The sequence below is a fragment of the Frateuria sp. YIM B11624 genome (genome assembly GCF_049727805.1).
Lineage (GTDB): Bacteria > Pseudomonadota > Gammaproteobacteria > Xanthomonadales > Rhodanobacteraceae > Frateuria_A.
In genome coordinates this window covers 103,351-121,169 of record NZ_JBCNYA010000012.1, presented here as the reverse complement: position 1 = coordinate 121,169, position 17,819 = coordinate 103,351, and the positions used below count along the sequence as shown (strand labels likewise).

The following is a 17,819-nucleotide window of genomic DNA, read 5'->3' as shown; positions in this document are numbered from 1 at the left end:
TACACGACGCTCTTCCGATCTCGACAACGGTGGGCTGAAGCCCACCCTACGGCGCGGCGGCGGGTGCTCCAGCTTCCCGTCGCACCCGCGCCTTTCGCCGTCGCGCCAAGCGCGCGATCGCCACGGCGTGCATCAGCCTGATCCGACCCCTCGCTGCGGACACGGACGACGCGAACGGTCCGCCCCCTGTCCTGCGCCCGCCCCTGTCGCGCCACAAAACCCGGCAATAATGCGTGCGCACCTCAAGGAAAGGGGATCGTCATGTGGCATGTGTCGGTGGCGCGCCCGGCGCGCCGGATCGGATGGTGTCTGCTCGTGCTGGGATGGGCCGCGCTGGCCGGCTGCAACCGCCCTGTACAGGACAAGCCGGCGCTGCAGGGCGCGCCCGCCGCCAGTTCCACCACGCATGCGGCGGCCGGCAAGGCGGGATTCGTGCTGGCCTCGGCCGGCTCCGACCAGCGGGGTACGCGCACCGCGCTGGTGCTGCACTTCAACGCGCCGCTGGCGGCGGCGCAGCCGTTCGACCGCCAGCTCGCGGTCACCGGCCCCAACGGCGAGGCGGTGAGCGGCAGCTGGAGCCTGGACGACGACGGCAGGACGCTGCGCTTTCCCTTCGTGCAGCCCAACACCCACTACGCCGTGCTGCTGCATGCCGGCCTGCTCGCCGCCGACGGGCATACGCTGGGCCACGAGCTCAAGCGCGACATCTATTCCGGCAGCGTGCCGCCGGCGGTGGGCTTCGCCTCGCACGGCAGCGTGCTGCCGGCGCGCGGCAGCCGCGGCCTGCCGCTGGTTTCGGTGAACGTGCACGACGCGGACGTCGAGTTCTTCCGCGTGCACGACGATGCGCTGTCCGACCTCTATTGCGCCTACCCGGCCAACAAGCACCGCGACAACTACGAGCTCGACCACGAGATCAATCCGTGGGACCGGTGCGAGCATGGCGAGCGCCTGCGGCGGCCGATCACCGACATGGCCGATTCGGTCTATGCCAACCACTACACCCTGGGCGGCGACGACAACGAGCGCACCGTGACCTACCTCCCGATCCAGCGCATCCGCGAGCTGCAGCGACCGGGCGTGTACATGGCGGTGGTCAAGCAGGGTGGCACCTTCAAGGGTTCCTACGACAGCGCGATCTTCTTCGTCAGCGACCTGGGGCTGCACCTGCGCATGTACCGCGACAACGCGCTGCTGCACGTGGCCTCGCTGCGCGACGGCTCCCCGGTGGCCGGCGTGGCGGTGGAGATCGACGGGCCGGACGGCGAGGCCAGGCTCAAGGCCACCACCGACGGCGACGGCAACGCGCTGATCGCCTACAAGCTCGATCCGTCCGACGTGCTGATCGCGCGCCACGGCGACGACGTCTCGGTGCTGCCGTTCAACCGGCCGGCGCTGGACATCTCCAATTTCGACGTGACCGGCCGCAAGCAGGCGCCCTTCGAGGTGTACGCCTGGTCCGGCCGCGACCTGTACCGGCCGGGCGAAACCGTGCGCGTATCGGCACTGCTGCGCGACTATGACGGCAAGCCGATGAAGCCGCAGTCGCTGTTCGTGCGCCTGAAGCAGCCCGACGGCCGCGCGCTGGCCGACCAGCGGCTGGAACCGTCCGACCTCAACTACTACGCGCTCAGCCAGGCGATCCCGGAGGATGCGCCGACCGGACTGTGGCAGCTCGAGTTCCGCCTCGACCCCGCGGCGAAGGAGGCGGTCGACGCCTTCCCGTTCCACGTCGAGGAGTTCCTTCCCGAGCGGCTGAAGCTGGAGCTGGGCAGCCCGCAGGCGCGCCTGGCGCCGGACGAGCCGCTCAGGCTCCAGGTGCAATCGAGCTACCTCTACGGCGCGCCGGCCGACGGCAACCGTTTCACCGCCAAGCTGCTGGTCGCGCCGGAGGTGCATCCGCTGGACAGCCTCAAGGACACCTTCTTCGGCGATCCCACGGTGGACCTGCCCAAGAGCGCCAACGACGTGCTCGACGCCCGGCTCGACGCCAAGGGCGGCCTCGCGCAGGACGTCGCGCTGCCCGACGATGTGAAGCCCATCGCGCCGCTCGCCGTCACGCTGTCGGGCAGCGTCTACGAGACCGGCGGCCGCGCGGTCACGCGCCTGCTCAAGCGCACGTACTGGCCGGCGCCGCAGCTGGTCGGCGTGCGCCCGCTGTTCGATCCGAAGCAGGGCGCCGAGAGCGAGGGCCAGGCCGCGTTCGAGATCCTGCGCGCCGACGTCGACGGCAAGCTGGTCGCCGGCCGTCACCTGAAGGTGCGCCTGCAGCGCGAGCTGCGCGACTTCTACTGGCTCTACGAGCATGGCGACGGCTGGAAGTCCGACGCGCACCATCAGCTGCAACTGATCGAGGAGAAGGACGTCGACGTCGCGGCGGGTGAGCGCGTGCACGTGGACTTTCCGGTGGAGTGGGGCGGTTACCGGCTGGAGGTCTACGACCCGCAGACGAAGCTCACCACGGTGTTCCCGTTCTTCGCCGGCTGGAGCTGGGACGACGAGAACCTGGGCAAGGAGGCGCGCCCGGACAAGGTGAAGCTGCAGCTGGACAAGGCGCGCTACCGCGCCGGCGACACCATGAAGGTGACGGTCACGCCGCCGCACGACGGCCCCGGCCTGCTGCTGGTCGAATCGGACCACCTGCTCTACGTGCGCGACATCGACGCGAAGGCCGGCAGCAGCTTCGAGATCCCGGTGACGAAGGACTGGGAGCGCCATGACGTGTACGTCTCCGCGCTGGTGTTCCGCGGCGGCGAGGCCGAGGAGCACACCACGCCGGCGCGCGCGCTCGGCATCGAGCACGTGGCGATGGAACGCAACGACCGGCGCATCCCGCTCGCACTCAGCGCGCCGCAGATGATGCGCCCGGGCAAGCCGCTCGAGGTCACCGTGCAGGCGAAGAACCTGGCCGGTACGCGCGCCTACGTCAGCCTGTCGGCGGTCGACCAGGGCGTCATCAACATCACCCGCTATCCGGTGCCCGACGCCTGGGCCTGGATGTTCGCCAAGCGCGCCTTCGGCGTGGACGCCTACGACCTGTACAGCCGCATCATCGAGGCGATGGACGGCGTCGAGGCGAAGCTGCGCTACGGCGGCGACATGAGCGGTCCGGCGCTGCCGCATGCCGCACGCCTGAACCCCAAGGTGCAGATCGTCGACCTGTTCGCCGCGCCGGTCGCCTTCGATGCGCAGGGCAAGGCGACGCTGCGCGTACAGGTGCCCGACTTCAACGGCAGCCTGCGCCTGGCCGCATTGGCCTGGAGCGCCGACCGCTTCGGCAACGCCGAGGGTGCGGTCACCGTGCGTGCGCCGCTGGTGGTGGAGCCGAGCACGCCGCGAGTGATGGCGGCCGGCGACAAGGCGCGCATCAGCCTGGACCTCAAGAACCTCTCGGGCCATGACGGCACCGCCAGGGTGACGGTCAAGGGCACCGGCCCGATCACTCTCGCCGACGCCAGCCGCGAGGTGGCGCTCAAGGACGGCGCCGGCACCACGCTGAGCATGCCGATCACGGCGGGCGCGGGCGCAGCGGTGGCCAAGCTCGACATCCACGCCACGCTCAACGACGGCAAGTCCGACAACTTCAGCGTGGACCGCCACTTCGAGTTCGCCGTGCGCCCGGCCTGGCCCGAGCAGCAGAAGACCGTGCCGCTGGCGATCGAGGCGGGCAAGCCCGCGCACCTGGACGCCGCGGCCGCCGCCGGTCTGCTGGCGCCCACCGTGCGCACCCAGCTCACCCTGAGCACGCTGCCGCCGCTGCCCTACGGTTCGGCGCTGCGCCACCTGCTCGCCTATCCCTACGGCTGCATCGAGCAGACCACCAGCAAGGGCTACGCCGCGCTGATCCTGGATCCGGCCACCGCCAAGGCGCTGGGCCTTTCCACCAGCGACGCCGTGCGCAAGGCCGCGGTGGACAGCGCGCTGGCGCGCATCGCCTCGTTCCAGGCGAGCAACGGCCACTTCAGCTTCTGGGGCGGCACCAGCCCGATCGAGACCTTCACGACGCCGTACGTGGTCGACTTCATGCTCGACGCGCGCGAGGAAGGCTTCGCCGTACCGCCGCAGGTGCTGCAGAAATCCCTGCAGCGGCTCAGCGACGACCTGCTCGGTGGCGGTCATCCGTACTTCAGCTACGAGCATCACGACCACCTGCGCATCGCCGACGAGGCCTACTCCGGCTTCGTGCTGGCCCGCGTCAACCGCGCGCCGCTGGGTACCCTGCGCGCGATCTTCGACAGCGACCGCGGCAAACTGGTCGGCCCGCTGCCGCTGGTGCACCTCGGTATCGCGCTCAAGCTGATGGGCGACAACGAGCGCGCGCAGAAGGCCATCGACGAAGCCTTCGCCTGGGACAAGGAACGCCCCTGGTACGTCGGCGACTACGGCTCGGACCTGCGCGACCTGGCGCTGATGGTGGCGCTCACCCATCGCTACGGGATGAGCAAACCGGAGTACGACGCCAAGCTGATCGACTGGGCGCGCAACGCCACCGCGCGCGAGCACGCCACCCGGCAGGAGGTGCCGTACTACCACTGGTCGTGGTCCTATCTCTCGACCCAGGAGCAGGTGGCGATCGCCCGCGTGGCGCGCGCGTTCGACGCGGGCAACGGCGCGCCGCTGTCGGTCGACCTCGCCATCGGCGGCAAGCGCGAGGCCGCGCCCGCCGACAAGCGGCTGTGGACCCGCCCGCTCACGCTCGCCGAACTGGCCGCCGGCGTGAGCGTGCAACCGACCAGCCAGGACACCGTGTTCGCCACGCTGGACGTGGCCGGCATCCCGCAGCAGCCGCCTGCCGCCGACGCAGCCCAAGTCGACGTGCGCCGCAGCTACTTCACCACCGACGGCCAGCCGTGGACCGGCGACACGCTGAAGGAGGGCGACACGTTGATCACCGAACTCACCATCGAGGCGCGCACCGACATGCCCGACGCGCTGGTCACCGACCTGCTGCCCGGCGGCCTGGAGGTGGAGAACCTCAACCTCGGCGGCGCGCAGCAGTGGGAAGGTGTGGTGGTCGACGGTATCGACATGCAGCAGCACACCGGCGCCGCCGACCTGGTGCACGAGGAGTACCGCGACGACCGCTACGCCGGCGCCCTGCATCTGCGCCGCGGCCAGGCCGCCCACGTGTTCTACCTGGTCCGCGCGGTGACGCCCGGCGCGTACACGGTGCCGCCGCCGCTGGTGGAGGACATGTATCGCCCGGCGCTGCGCGGCATCGGCAAGTCGGTGCCGGCGAAGATCACGGTGGTCGAGCCTTAGCGTCCGTGCACTGTCGCTCTGCTCGACGCGGAAGACAGGATGGGGATGGGTTCGTCCCCGTTCCCGCCGGCCGCAACCTGACACCCGTGTGCGCAGGAGATGCCATGCCACAGCACGACGCCCTGGCTTTGCTGGCCATCGCCGCCATCCCCGTCGTCACGGGCCTGGGCGCCCTCGCCCTGGCCCATCGCGGCAGGGTGCCGGTGGCGGCCGTGCTGCTTGGCGTTCCTCTCGCCATGGTGTTGAGCCTTGTCGTCGCCGTGCCGGTCGTGTCCCGGTGTCGGGACGCCCGCGATGCGATGCGCGTCGCCGCCGCGCTGCTCAGTCCGGCCGAGCGAGAAACCCTGCGCGGCAGCGGACTTTTCTGTCCGGGCGTCCTGACTTTCCGGCGCAACGGAAAGACCACCTGCCTGGTACCGGATGGCGAGGGAGGCGCCTCGGTCGGCTGCGGCTGACCGGTGCCGTTCATGCTCGTCTGCCGGCATGGCGAGGCAGATGGGCGAACGCGCAAGAGAACACCCGTGACCCCTCCCGACCAGATCAAACGCCCGTCACGACTCAAGCGCGGGCTGCGCGCCGTAGCGCTCACCCTCGCCGCGCTCGTGCTCGCCGCATTCGTCCTCGACCGCCTGTTTCCCTTGCCGCTGCCCGCTCCCGACACCGGCAGCACCGTCGTACTCGCCCGCGATGGCACGCCGCTGCGCGCCTTCGCCGACAACGACGGCGTGTGGCGCTACCCCACCACGTCGGCCAGGGTGTCGCCGCTCTACCGCCAGGCGCTGCTCGCCTACGAGGACCGCTGGTTCTACCGCCACCCCGGCGTGAATCCCTACGCGCTGCTGCGCGGCGCGGTGCAGGGCGCGCTGCACGGCCACGTCGTCTCCGGCGGTTCCACGCTGACCATGCAGGTGGCGCGCATCATCGAGCCGATCCCGCACACGTTCGGCGGCAAGCTGCGGCAGATCCTGCGCGCGTTGCAACTGGAGGCGCACCTCAGCAAGACGCAGATCCTGGATCTCTACCTCAACCACGCACCCTTCGGCGGCACCATCCAGGGCGTGGAAGCCGCGTCGTGGGCCTACCTGGGCAAGAGCGCGAGCCGGCTCTCCCGTGCCGAGGCGGCGCTGCTCGCGGTGCTGCCGCAGGCGCCCAGCCGGCTGCGCCCGGACCGCCACCCGGACGCCGCCCGCGCCGCCCGCGACAAGGTGATGCACCGCCTGCGCGACGAGGGGATATGGACGGCCGAACAGGTGCGCGAGGCGGCGATCGAGCCGGTGGTGGCGCGCTCGCTGCGCGCGCCGATGGCCGCCGCGTTGCTCGCCGAACGCCTGCACCGGCAGCAGCCGCACGCGCGCCGCATCGTCACCACCATCGACGCCAACCTGCAACGCGCCGCCGAAGACCATGTCGCCAGCTACCTCGCCCGGCTGCCGCCGCGCAGTTCGGTCGCCCTGCTCGCGGTGGAGAACGCCACGCTCGAGGCGCGCGTCTACATCGGCACCGGCGAATTCGCCGACCCGGAGCGCGCCGGCCACGTCGACATGGTGCGCGCGCCGCGCTCGCCCGGCTCCACGCTCAAGCCCTTCCTCTACGGCCTGGCGCTGGACGACGGCCTGGTCACTTCGGAAAGCCTGCTCGTCGACGCGCCGCAGGACTTCGGCGGCTACCACCCGGGCAACTTCGACGAGGCCTTCAGCGGACCGGTCAGCGTAAGTGAGGCGCTGCAGCGCTCGCTCAACGTGCCGGCGGTGGACGTGCTCGACCGCGTCGGCCCGAACCGCTTCGTCGCGCGGCTGACCAGCGGCGGCGTCGACCTGGAGTTGCCGGACGGCGCGCGGCCCAATCTCTCGATCATCCTGGGCGGCACGGCGACGAAGCTGGAGGATCTGGTCGGCGGCTACAGCGCCTTCGCGAACGGCGGCGTCGCCGGTGCGCCGCGCTATACGCCGGAGCAGCCCCAGCGTCCGCGCCGCCTGCTCTCGCCCGGTGCTGCCTGGATCATCCGCGACATCCTCGCCAGCAACCCGGCCGACGTCGAGGGCGCACCGCTGGAAGGCACGCTCGACCGCCACGCCGCGGTCGCCTGGAAGACCGGCACCAGCTACGGCTACCGCGACGCCTGGGCGATCGGCGTCACCGATCGCTGGACCATCGGCGTGTGGGTCGGCCGCCCGGACGGCACACCGTCGCCCGGCCAGTACGGCGCGGTCACCGCGCTGCCGCTGCTGTTCCAGCTGGCCGACATGCTGCCGGCGCGCGGCGTCGTGCATGTGCCGCGTCCGGCCAGCGTGCGCGCCGTCGAGATTTGCTGGCCGCTGGGCGAGCCGGCCGCGCGCACGGACCCGATGCTGTGCCGCCAGCGCCGCACCGCCTGGAGCCTCGACGGCGCGCTGCCGCCCACCTTCGCCGAGCGCGATCCCGGCGCCTGGATGAGCGGACGCATCGAACTGCGCGTGGATGCGAAGGGCCAGCGCTTGAGCGCGGGCTGCCACGCCGTGCACGAACGCCGCCTCATCCTCGCCCGCTGGCCCGCGCTCGCCACGCCCTGGCTCGGCGTGTCCGACCGCGCCGCGTCCGCCTTGCCCGCGCTGGCGCCCGGCTGTGCGCCCGACTCGCTCGCCGTGGCGGTGCCGATCCGCATCAGTGGCCTGCGCGAAGGCAGCGTGCTGCGCCAGGCGCCCAACAGCGCCGAACCCCTGCGCATTGCGGTGCGCGCGCTCGGCGCGCAGGACGCCGTGCAATGGCTGCTCGACGGCCGCCTGCAAGGCAGCACGCAGGGGGAAGGTTCCATCACGCTGACCCTGACCCGCCCGGGCGCGCACGCGCTCACGGCGCTGTCGCCGGACGGGGCATGGGCGAGCGTGGCCTTCGCGGTGGCTGGCCCGCCAGCCGCGGGTACGCGCTGGCAGGCGACTCGCTGAGGCGCGGCGCCGCTCAACCGGTGGCGGCGACCCGTGTGGGCCGGCGTACGACCCGCACCTTGCCGCTGCCGCCGCCCCCGCAGAAGAACTGCTCCCCGTCGGAATCGAGTCCCGACACGATCTCGCCCGGCGGCATTTCCAGTTGCTCCAGCACCTTGCCCGTGCGCGGGTCGAGATGGCGCAGCTCGCTCTGCTCGCCCTCCCAGGTGCCGTGCCAGAGCTCGCCCTCGACCCAGGTGACGCCGGTGACGAAGCGGTTCGATTCCAGCGTGCGCAAGACCGCGCCGGTCTGCGGGTCGACTTGGTGGATTCGGCGCTCGCGGTACTGCCCCACCCACAGCGAGCCCTCGGCCCAGGCCAGCCCGGAATCGCCGCCGTGGCCGGGCGCCGGGATGTCGGCCAGCACGCGGCCGGTCGCGGGGTCGAGCTTGTGGATGCGGTCGCCGGCGATCTGGTAGAGGTGCCGGCCGTCGAACGCCGTACCGGCGTCCGCGGTGGCTTCGATCGCCTGTTGCACCGCGCCGCTGTCCGGGTCGAGCGTATGCAGGCGGTCGCCGGCGGCGAACCAGACGCGCTCGCCGTCCCAGGCCAGGCCGTGCACGGCGTCGACGCCGGGGAAGGGACCGTGCTCGTGGAGAATCTCGGCGGTGGCTCGTTTCATCGGTTCGCTCCGTGGGGTTGTCGCACGCCACCCTAGTCGGACGGCCACGCGGCTGGGAGTAACAAGGTGGTCGTGATTTGCGGCAGCGGGGTCATCCAGCGCCGCGCGCGCCCGCGCCCGACCGGTTGTACCTTGCCGGCCGCCGCCAGCGCGTCGAGTGCGCGCTGCACGTTGCGCTGGCTGGACCCGAGCGCCAGCGCCAGCGCCGAGCTGGACCACGACTCGCCATCGGCGAGCAGCGCCAGCACCGTCGCGTGCTGCTCCTCGGTCGGCCACGCGAGTACCACGACCTCGCCGGCACGCCGCGGCGCCAGTGCGAAGCCGCGCCGCGTCGCATTGACGTCGGCCAGCGGCCGCAGCAGCCGGCGCAGCCGCCCGATCTCGACGCGCAACCGCGCGCGATGCGTCTCGTCGGCGTAGCGCGTGTGGAACGCGCGTTCGATCAGCACGTCGCGCGGCACGTCGCCCGGCCAGGCCTCGCCCAGCGCGCGCGCCAGCGCGAACAGCACCGGCCGGCCGGCGAGCCTTACCAGGCTGCCCGCCTCCGTCACCGCATAGCGGCAGGCGTCGACGACCAGCGTTTCCGACGCCAGCAGTGTTTCCACCTCGTCTGCGCGCAGGAGCCGCTCGCCGTCGCGCGCGATCCGGCGCGCGGCGGGCGCATCGAGCAGGCACGCGGCGCCGTCCACTTCGGCCAGCAGCGCCACGATGCCCGCCCGCTGTGCGGCATCCCGGGCGCGCACGAGCGCCGACGCTGCCGCCTGCGTGTGCAGGCGGCGCAGCGCGATGCCCGCCACCACCAGTTCGTGCGCCGCCCGCAGCGCCGGCGGCAGCGGCGCGGGATCGAGCTGGCCGAGCGCGCGCTCGGCCTCGTCCAGACGGCCGAGCAGCAGCAGCCGGCGCACGTCCAGGTAGCGCGCATGCGCGGCGTTCGCCCGGTCGCCGTGCGCTTCGAGCATCGCGCGTGCCTCGTCCAGCCGTTTGGCGGGCCAGCCGAGTTCGCGCGAGGCGAGCGCGATCTCCGCTTCGGCCACCACGCAGCGCGCGCGGGCCAGGGCCTCGCGCGGGCCGAACGCGTGCGCGGCGCGGCGCAGCAGCGCACGGGCGCGGACGAAGTCGCCCAGTTGCGCCATCGCGGTGCCGCGCAGCGCCAGCGCCGGCGCGTCGTTGCGCAGCGCGACCCGATTCAGCGCGCCCAGCGGATCGCCGGCCGCCAGCGCACGCGCCGCGGCGTTGATCAGCGAGTCCATCGGGGCCAGCCGCTCAATCGCGCCACACTTGTCACTCCCCGCCGTTGCCGGTCCGCGACTAGCGTAGCCCACGGACACTCCACCCGACCTCGCATGGGAGACGGCAATGAACGCACCGAACATCGGCACACGGGAAGACTGGCTGGCAGCGCGCGTGGCGCTGCTGGCGGCGGAAAAGGAACTCACCCGCCGCGGCGACGAACTGGCCCGCCAGCGTCAGGCGCTGCCCTGGGTCAGGATCGACAAGGCCTACCGCTTCGACACCGACGAGGGCGAGGCCAGCCTGGCCGACCTCTTCCAGGGGCGCTCGCAACTGCTCGTCTACCACTTCATGTTCGGCGTCGACTACAGCGCCGGCTGCCCGTCCTGCTCGGCGATCGCCGATGGCTTCAACGGCATCGCCACGCATCTGGCCAACCACGACGTGATGCTGACGGCGGTCTCGCGCGCGCCGCTGGCCAAGCTGCAGGCGTACAAGCGGCGGATGGGCTGGAGTTTCCCCTGGGCCTCCTCCCACGGCAGCGACTTCAACGCCGACTTCAACGTGTGGTTCAGCGAGGAACAGCAGCGCGCCGGCGACATCGAGTACAACTACCGGCGCGGCGGCCACGCCATGGACGAAACCACCGTGCTGCCGGAACCCGTGGTCCGCCAGGCCGCCGCCTGCGGCACCGACGCCGCGACCTACACGCGCGACCGTCCGGGCCTGAGCGCCTTCGTGCGCGAAGACGGCGTCGTCTATCACACCTACTCCGCCTATGCCCGCGGCCTCGACGGCCTGTGGGGCATGTACCAGTGGCTCGACCGCGCGCCGCGGGGGCGCAACGAGGCGGGCGTGTGGTGGCGCCGCCACGACGAGTACGGGCGCTGAGCCATGCGCGCGGCGACCGCAGGCACGGCCGGGCGCTGCGACGGGCATCGCAGCGCGCAGTCCGAACGTCGTACGCGGCGAGTCTTCGTGGGCGCCGGACTGGCGCTGTTCGCCGCCAGCGCGGCGGTGACGGTCCTGCGCTGCACGTCCATGCCGGCGATGGAAGGCATGCCGATGCCCGGCGGCGAAACGATGTCCATGGCATGGATGCGCATGCCCGGACAGAGCTGGCCGGCGGCCGCGGCCTCCTTCCTCGGCATGTGGCTGCCGATGATGGTCGCGATGATGCTGCCGTCGGTGCTTCCGGCGTTGTGGCGCTACCACCAGGCGATGCTGCAGACCGATGCGCCCCATCCGGCCCGGCTGGCCATGCTGGCGGGCCTGGCGTACTTTGCGGTGTGGATGCTGGTCGGCCTGGCCGTGTATCCGCTGGGCGCATCGCTCGCGGCGCTCGGAATGCGATGGCCGCTGCCGCCGCGCACCCTGCCGCTTGCGACCGGCGCCGTCGTGCTGCTCGCCGGCCTGCTGCAGTTCACCGCGTGGAAGGCGCGCCTGCTCGCCTGCTGCCGCGCGGTGCCCGGCCACCCCATGCCCGCGTCCGGCGACGCAGCCGGCGCGTTGCGGCACGGCCTGCGGCTCGGCCTCCATTGCAGCGGCTGCTGCGTGGGCGCCACCGCGGCCCTGCTCGCCATCGGATCGATGGACCTGCGCGCGATGGTCCTGGTGACGGCCGCCATCACGGCCGAGCGTCTGGTTCCCGCCGGCACGGCCGTCATGCGGGCCATCGGTGTGGTGGCCACCGTCGCGGGGATGATCCTGATGATGCGCGCCTGACCCTGCGCACGCGGGACCGCTTACTCCACCGCCACGCCGGCATCGCGCAGGCGCTGGCGCAGGCGATCGAGCTTGTCGCCGTAGCGCGCGCTGCGCGCGGTGTCGCGGCGCAGCGGCTGGCGCACCTGCGCCGCGCTGGGCGTGCTCAACACCGTGCGCGAGGTTTTGTGAAAGTCGAGGCAGGCGGGATCGAACGGCAGCTCGCAGAAATCCAGCAGGCGGCGTATCTGCGTTTCCGGCTCGGCCACCAGCGACTCGTACGGCAGGTCGAGCACGCGGTCGGGATGTTTCGCCAGCCAGAAGCGGGTCAGCCGCAGGAAGTCGATGCAGTAGTCGGCCATCTCGTCGAGATCGCAGGTGAAGCCGCTCTGTTCGGTGAACAACTGCCGGTAGCACGCCAGGCAGGTTTCCACCGGATCGCGCCGCACCACCACCACGCGCGCGGCCGGCAGCATCGCCAGCGCCGCGCCCACCAGATACCAGGTCACTAGGCTCTTGTCGGTGAAGCGCGGTTTGGCACGGCGCCAGCGCGCGGTGCGCGCGAGATACTCCTGGCCCAGGCGCTGCCAATCCTGCGCGGTCGCATCGGGCACCCACAGCGGGAACGCCGAGGCGCGGCGGCGCGTTTCTGCGTCGATCACCTGCGGCAGGTCCTTGATCTCGTTGGCGCCCTCGACCTGCGGATGCGAGGCGAGGATCTGCTCGACCAGCGTCGAGCCGGAGCGTGGAATGCTGACGATGAAGATCGCCTCGCGGCCGACCGACGGATCGGGCGGCGCCGGCGTCGCGTCGGCGAACACGCGCAGGATCGCGTCCACGCGGCGGCGTTCGCCCGCCGCATCCCAGCGCACCCGCTTGCGGCGGGAGGCATTGGCGAGGCGGAACATCTCGAACGCCTGCGCGTAGTCGCCCTGGTCCTCCAGCGCCTTGGCCAGGGTGAAGCCGAGCAGTTCCTGGTCGCGCGGCGGCAATCCCGCGCGCGCCAGTGCACCCTGCAGGCGCGCGACTTCCGCAGCGTCGAAGCGCACCGTGTTGAGATTGGACAGCCCGAACCACCCCTCGGCGTTGCCGGGATCCAGGCGCAGTATCTCGCGGTAGCCCGCCACGGCGGCGTCGACCTGGCCCAGCGTCGCCTGGGCGCGCGCCAGCGACAGCCGCGCCGGGACGTGTGCGGGCTCGAGCGCAATCGCCCGCTGCAACGCCGTCACGGCTTCCTCCGCGTGGTTCTGCCGCCACAGCGCCTCGCCCAGGTTGAACCAGGCCGAGGCGGCGGCCGGCGCCAGCTCGCAGGCGCGGCGCAGGTGCGCCAGGGCCTCGTCGATGCGTCCGCGCTCGTGCAGCGCGATGCCGAGGCCCACACGCAGGTCGGCGTCTTCGGGCCAGGTGGCGAGCACCCGTTCGAAGCAGTCGGCGGCGGTGGCCTGGTCGCCACGGTGCTGCGAGGCGACCCCGAGCATGCGCAGGGCATCGGGATCGTCCGGCGCCAGGGCGAGCACGCTGGTGATGGTCCGTTCGGCGGCGTCGAACTGCCGGCGCTTCCATTCCTCGCGCGCCTTCGCCAGCAGGCGGGCCGCCATCGGCGAGGAGCTTGTCTGGGTCATGTCGTCACGGGCCTGCGGCGTCGGAACCGCAGGCTACACAGGCGACGCGCAGGCCGCAAAAAAAGCGCCGGGCCCATGGCCCGGCGAGGGGGAGTACCCGAGCGTTCCGGTCAGAAATCGTAGGCCACCGCGAGCCTGGTGCTGCGCGGCGAGCGGGTGTCCTGCACCCGGCCGTAGTCGGGGTTGGGGCTGCCGGTCGTGCCGAAGAAGTCGTTGTAGAACACCGGTGTCTGTTCGTTGAGCACGTTGAACACGGCGAGGTTGAAGTCGAGCTTGTGATGCGCCCACGCCGGCCGGTAGTCCAGGTTGACGCCCAGGTCGTGCACCCAGGGCGTCGTGCCGAGCGAGCCGGGCGGCACCGGCTTGCCGGCGCACCAGTAGTAGGTGTGCGAGCCGTGCAGCGCCACCTCGTCCGGCCCGTAGCCGCCACGGCACAGCCGCGGCGTGCCCGAGGTCAGGTACAGGTTGGCGCCGACCGTCCATTCCGGCGTGATCGCATAGGCGCCGAAGATCTTGAACTGGTGCTTGCGGCTGTTGGGCAGAACGCCGCTGGACCATTCCATGCGCTCGGGGAAATCCCACGCGGTGGTGAGCGACTCGTACGAGCCGCCCTGCTGCGAGTACGTGCTCACCGGGCCTTCGGTGTTGCCCCAGGTGCGCGAGAACACGTAGTCGAACTTGGCGAACCACTTCTCGTCCCAGGCATGCTCCAGCGACAGGTCGACCGAGTAGTAGCGGCGGATCGGCCCCTTGGTGAAGCCCTGGTCCTGCATGGTGAAGGTCACCGGCACCAGCGAGCCGTCCGGCGCCTTCATCAGCAGGTGGTTGGTCACGCCCGGATTGACCAGCACCAGGCTCTGCGCCCACTGGTCGCAGGTGTCCGGCGTCATCCAGTCGTAGCCCTGCGCGCGCCCGGCCGTGCATTCGTTCTGGATCGCGTCGTAGTCGTCGATGATGCGGTTCATCCGCTGGTAGGTGCCGGTGGCGCCGAACACCCACGGCGTGCCCATCATCTCAAACTGCTGCTGCATGCCCAGCACGTAGTTGTCGGAGAACTCGGCCTTGATGTTCTGCGAGGCCGACACGCGCGGATCCTTCGCCTGGCCGTACTCGCTGTCGATCGATACGCCGCTCGACGGACTCTGCGGCAGCGGCGTGAAGCCGATCGGCTCGCCGGTCGTCGGATCGATGCCGGTGTAGGTGCCATACACGCCGGCGTTCACCACCGGCGCGGCGATCGACAGCGCCACCTGCGAGGGCAACGCAAGGTAGTAGCGGCCGGCGTTGCCGAACACCTTGAAGCTGGAATCGCCGTGCACGTCCCAACTGAAGCCCAGGCGCGGCGCCCACTGCGGCGTGGTCAGCCGGATGTAGGGTTCGCCCGAAGCGTCGTAGTTGACGAACTGGTCGTTGCGCAGGCCCAGGTTCAACAGCAGGTTCGGCGTGACCTGCCAGTTGTCCTCGACGTACTGGGCGCGCTGGGTCACGCGCACCGAGGCGACGCTGAGATCGACGTGCTGTTGCACGTAGTAGCAGTGCCCGTCGTGGCACTGGGTCGACGGCGCCACGTAGGGCGGCACGTTCGGATCGGTGCCGAACACCGGTACGCCGGGCTCGCTCTCGCCGTAGATCCACTGGTAGCCCGGGCCGGTGTTCTGCGAGCCGTCCTTGATGTCGCGCGAATTGATGTTGTCGATGCCCGCCTGCAGGTCATGGTCGCCCAGCCGGTAGTCCAGGCTGAGGCGGTAGTTAGTCACCGACTCGCTGTGCTCGGGATCGGAAAAGGTCGAATTGCCTTGCGAGTTGCGGATGCCGCCCGGCGGCACGAAGGCCGGATCCTGCAGGGAGGCGCTGGCGATGTGCGGGAGCTCGGGGTCGAAGCCCGGATAGGCCGGCTGCTCGGAGTAGTAGTCGCCATGCATCTTGCCGATCGTCGCGTTGAGCGTCAGGTCGTCGGTGATGTAGTAGGTGTAGTTGGCAACCCACACGTTGAACGAGTTCTTGTTGATCTGCTGCAGGCCTTCGAAGCCGCCGCGCGCGAGGGTGTCGTAGTCGAAGTCGTAGAAGGAACCCGAGGTGCGGTGGGAGTTCTTCAGGCCGGTCAGCGTCAGCACGTTGCTGTCGTTGATGTTCCAGTTGAGCTTGGCGTAGATCTTCGGGTCGTGGACGGTGTAGGAGCTGCTGGTGACGCCCTCGCCGGCGAACTCGTCGGTGGTCTTGTAGCGGGTGTCGTCCTTCTCCGCGCCCAGGAAGAAGAACAGCCGGTCCTTGATCAGCGGGCCGCTGACGTAGGCGTCGTAGATCGTCTCGTTGTAGCTGTTGCCGCGCCGGTACACCGAGATGTCGCCGGGGCGGTTGCCCTCGTCGGTGGACAGCGGGTTGGCGAAGTAATAGTTGACCGGGTCGGCGCGCAGGCTGGCCGGCTGCCACAGCGCACGCGCACCGAAATGCCACTCGTTGGTGCCGCTCTTGCCGATCTGGTTGATCACGCCGCCGATCGAGCGGCCGTACTTGGCGCCGTAGCCGCTGATGAAGGTCTGCTGCTGCTCGATCGCACCGTAGGGCAGCGTGATGCCGCCCTGGTTGTTGAGCGCCTCGGTGACGTTCATGCCGTCGACGTAGTACGCGTTCTCGGCGGTCGAGGCGCCGCCGAACACGTTGATCGGCGTGCCGAGCGGGCCGCCGGTGAGCTCGGGCGAACCCATGTTCACGCCCGGCGCCAGCATGGCGATGTCCTCGGCGGTACGCGCCAGCGGCAACTGCTGCAACTGCCTGGAGGTGATCGTAGTGACCTGGTTGGTGGTGGTCACGTCGATCGGCGGGATGGTGTTGGCGGTGACGTCGACCGAGGAAAGGGTCACCGCGTTGGCCGCACCGGCGGAGGATGCGAAGTCGACCGCCACCGCACCGGCCGCCGCAGGGCTGACCTCGCTGCGGCTCTGCACGACCCTGCCGTCCTGCAACAGCGAGACCGTGTAGGTGCCGACCGGGACGGTGATCGAGTAGCGGCCGGAGGACGTCACCGGGATGGTGCGGTTGAAGCCCGCGCCGTTGTTGATCTGGATCGTTTCGTTGGGCGCCACCGGCACGGTGCCATAGATGGTGCCGTTGATCGCCTGCGCCCAGGCGGTGCCTGCCAGGCCCAGGGCGATCGAGCCGACTGCGAGGGGCAGCGCCTTGCGCCGCAGGATGTGCAGGGGGTGCAGCACGCGCGGGGAACGGCTCTTCATGGGATGTGCACTCCACTTGGTGAAACGCCCGATACAGCGTTTGCGGACGTGGAAGTCAGTCGCTTCGTCCCTGGCGGGCCATGCCCGGACCACTTCCAGCCGATGGATCATGCGGATGCGAAAGGCTCGCGGATCGAACACAGGCATGGCGTGGCGGCACGCGTTTCATCGCAGCACAACGAGCGCCGGCCACGGCGCGGCCGAGCGTAGTCGCGGGCAGGCAGGAGCAGCCAATGAAAAAAAATAGGCATCCCATAACCATCGATTATGGAAGTGTTGCGCGCTTGCCCGGGGTGCTGATGAGCCCGGTGAAGACGACGATGGGCTGACGCCTCGCAACACGTTACCGTGCCTGCATCCGGGCGCGATGGAGCCGCTTGCGGAAGGCGGGCCCGCGGCGCCCTGTTTCGCCGTTCCGGATTGGCACGTTCGCAAAAACTTTCGTCAAGCGGGCACCGCGGCGTTACGAGGAACCCCGTGAAAAGCCGACACCCGCGCGAGCATTTCCACCCGGACGCGTCGTATAGAAGGTGGGCATCGTCCTGCGCGGCAGCCGGGTACGCGACGGCTCGTGTCAGGCCGACTGGGGGCTAGCCCTGCCGCTGCGCCAGCCAACCGGCCTGCTTCAAATCCTGGACGCCGGAAGCGGCGGCGCACGCAGCGGCACCGGCGTGGACTGCACGATCGACGTAGTCGTCTGGCCGTACTGCAGGAACTGGTCGAGGATCAGGTCCAGGTGTTCGAGCGCGTCCAGGTGCACCTTGATGACGAAGCAATCCTCGCCGGTGACGCGGTGGCATTCGGCGACCTGCGGTATCGCGCGGGCGAGGTCGGCGATCTTGGACAACTGACCCGGAGCAGGGCGCACGCGCACGTAGGCGGTGATCGGCCAGCCGAGCGCCGCCGGGTCCAGTTCGAGCCGGCAACCGCGGATCACGCCGGCGTCCTCCAGCCGGTTGAGACGTTCCTTCACCGCCGGCGCCGACATCCCGACGGCCGCGGCCAGGCGCGTCACCGGCTGGCGAGGGTCTTCCAGCAAGGCCGCCAACAGCTCGACGTTGCGCGCATCCGCGAGCAGGTTTGAAATCTTAGGCATCGCGCTCACCTCGCATGGAAAACGGCAAAAATTGCCGGTGCACGCCTTCAGGACGCCATGGATGATGCGCCTGTGCTTTGCAAAAGTGGAGGC

The 17,819-nt window shown here is 70.6% G+C and carries 10 protein-coding genes; 5 read left to right on the top strand and 5 right to left on the bottom strand.

What is annotated here, in order from left to right; translation table 11 throughout:
- Positions 1–261: 261 nt before the first annotated feature.
- From AAIL17_RS08270 to pbpC, 3 genes are all read left to right on the top strand, one after another.
- On the top strand, positions 262–5,262 hold the full coding sequence (locus tag AAIL17_RS08270; protein WP_424682351.1) for an MG2 domain-containing protein: 5,001 nt from the start codon (positions 262–264) through the stop codon (positions 5,260–5,262).
- 104 nt (positions 5,263–5,366) lie between these two features.
- Positions 5,367–5,717 carry a hypothetical protein gene (locus tag AAIL17_RS08265; protein WP_424682350.1) on the top strand — a complete coding sequence of 117 codons (351 nt, stop codon included), beginning with the start codon at positions 5,367–5,369 and terminating at the stop codon, positions 5,715–5,717.
- A gap of 12 nt (positions 5,718–5,729) precedes the next feature.
- On the top strand, positions 5,730–8,183 hold the full coding sequence (gene pbpC, locus AAIL17_RS08260) for a penicillin-binding protein 1C (protein WP_424682349.1): 2,454 nt from the start codon (positions 5,730–5,732) through the stop codon (positions 8,181–8,183).
- Positions 8,184–8,196: 13 nt separating this feature from the next.
- Here the strand turns inward: pbpC and AAIL17_RS08255 are convergent, their stop codons facing one another.
- Together AAIL17_RS08255 and AAIL17_RS08250 are read right to left on the bottom strand one after the other, a co-directional pair.
- Positions 8,197–8,844: a glutamine cyclotransferase gene (locus AAIL17_RS08255; RefSeq protein ID WP_424682348.1), complete on the bottom strand. Its 648-nt coding sequence runs from the start codon at positions 8,842–8,844 to the stop codon at positions 8,197–8,199.
- A 32-nt stretch (positions 8,845–8,876) separates the two neighbouring features.
- Positions 8,877–10,094 carry a helix-turn-helix domain-containing protein gene (locus tag AAIL17_RS08250; RefSeq protein WP_424682347.1) on the bottom strand — a complete coding sequence of 406 codons (1,218 nt, stop codon included), beginning with the start codon at positions 10,092–10,094 and terminating at the stop codon, positions 8,877–8,879.
- A 106-nt stretch (positions 10,095–10,200) separates the two neighbouring features.
- Between AAIL17_RS08250 and AAIL17_RS08245 the strand changes: the two genes are divergently transcribed.
- Positions 10,201–10,965: a DUF899 domain-containing protein gene (locus tag AAIL17_RS08245; protein ID WP_424682346.1), complete on the top strand. Its 765-nt coding sequence runs from the start codon at positions 10,201–10,203 to the stop codon at positions 10,963–10,965.
- 3 nt (positions 10,966–10,968) lie between these two features.
- A complete protein-coding gene (locus AAIL17_RS08240) occupies positions 10,969–11,799 on the top strand; it encodes a DUF2182 domain-containing protein (protein WP_424682345.1) in 831 nt (276 codons plus the stop codon).
- Positions 11,800–11,819: 20 nt separating this feature from the next.
- Here AAIL17_RS08240 and AAIL17_RS08235 read toward each other — a convergent pair whose 3' ends face one another.
- The 3 genes from AAIL17_RS08235 to AAIL17_RS08225 all read right to left on the bottom strand — a co-directional run bounded on the left by AAIL17_RS08235 (position 11,820) and on the right by AAIL17_RS08225 (position 17,726).
- Complete coding sequence (locus AAIL17_RS08235) at positions 11,820–13,400, bottom strand: tetratricopeptide repeat-containing sulfotransferase family protein (protein WP_424682344.1); 1,581 nt, start codon at positions 13,398–13,400, stop codon at positions 11,820–11,822.
- Positions 13,401–13,510: 110 nt separating this feature from the next.
- On the bottom strand, positions 13,511–16,630 hold the full coding sequence (locus AAIL17_RS08230; RefSeq protein WP_424682343.1) for a TonB-dependent receptor: 3,120 nt from the start codon (positions 16,628–16,630) through the stop codon (positions 13,511–13,513).
- Between the two features lie 625 nt (positions 16,631–17,255).
- A complete protein-coding gene (locus AAIL17_RS08225; RefSeq protein WP_424682342.1) occupies positions 17,256–17,726 on the bottom strand; it encodes an Lrp/AsnC family transcriptional regulator in 471 nt (156 codons plus the stop codon).
- Positions 17,727–17,819 lie beyond the last annotated feature (93 nt).

Excerpts from the sequence above, each read along its gene's own strand:
- AAIL17_RS08270 (WP_424682351.1), top strand. The coding sequence starts at position 262 with ATGTGGCATGTGTCGGTGGCGCGCCCGGCGCGCCGGATCGGATGGTGT.
- AAIL17_RS08265 (WP_424682350.1), top strand. The coding sequence starts at position 5,367 with ATGCCACAGCACGACGCCCTGGCTTTGCTGGCCATCGCCGCCATCCCC.
- pbpC (WP_424682349.1), top strand. The coding sequence starts at position 5,730 with ATGCTCGTCTGCCGGCATGGCGAGGCAGATGGGCGAACGCGCAAGAGA.
- AAIL17_RS08255 (WP_424682348.1), bottom strand. The coding sequence starts at position 8,844 with ATGAAACGAGCCACCGCCGAGATTCTCCACGAGCACGGTCCCTTCCCC.
- AAIL17_RS08250 (WP_424682347.1), bottom strand. The coding sequence starts at position 10,094 with ATGGACTCGCTGATCAACGCCGCGGCGCGTGCGCTGGCGGCCGGCGAT.
- AAIL17_RS08245 (WP_424682346.1), top strand. The coding sequence starts at position 10,201 with ATGAACGCACCGAACATCGGCACACGGGAAGACTGGCTGGCAGCGCGC.
- AAIL17_RS08240 (WP_424682345.1), top strand. The coding sequence starts at position 10,969 with ATGCGCGCGGCGACCGCAGGCACGGCCGGGCGCTGCGACGGGCATCGC.
- AAIL17_RS08235 (WP_424682344.1), bottom strand. The coding sequence starts at position 13,400 with ATGACCCAGACAAGCTCCTCGCCGATGGCGGCCCGCCTGCTGGCGAAG.
- AAIL17_RS08230 (WP_424682343.1), bottom strand. The coding sequence starts at position 16,630 with ATGAAGAGCCGTTCCCCGCGCGTGCTGCACCCCCTGCACATCCTGCGG.
- AAIL17_RS08225 (WP_424682342.1), bottom strand. The coding sequence starts at position 17,726 with ATGCCTAAGATTTCAAACCTGCTCGCGGATGCGCGCAACGTCGAGCTG.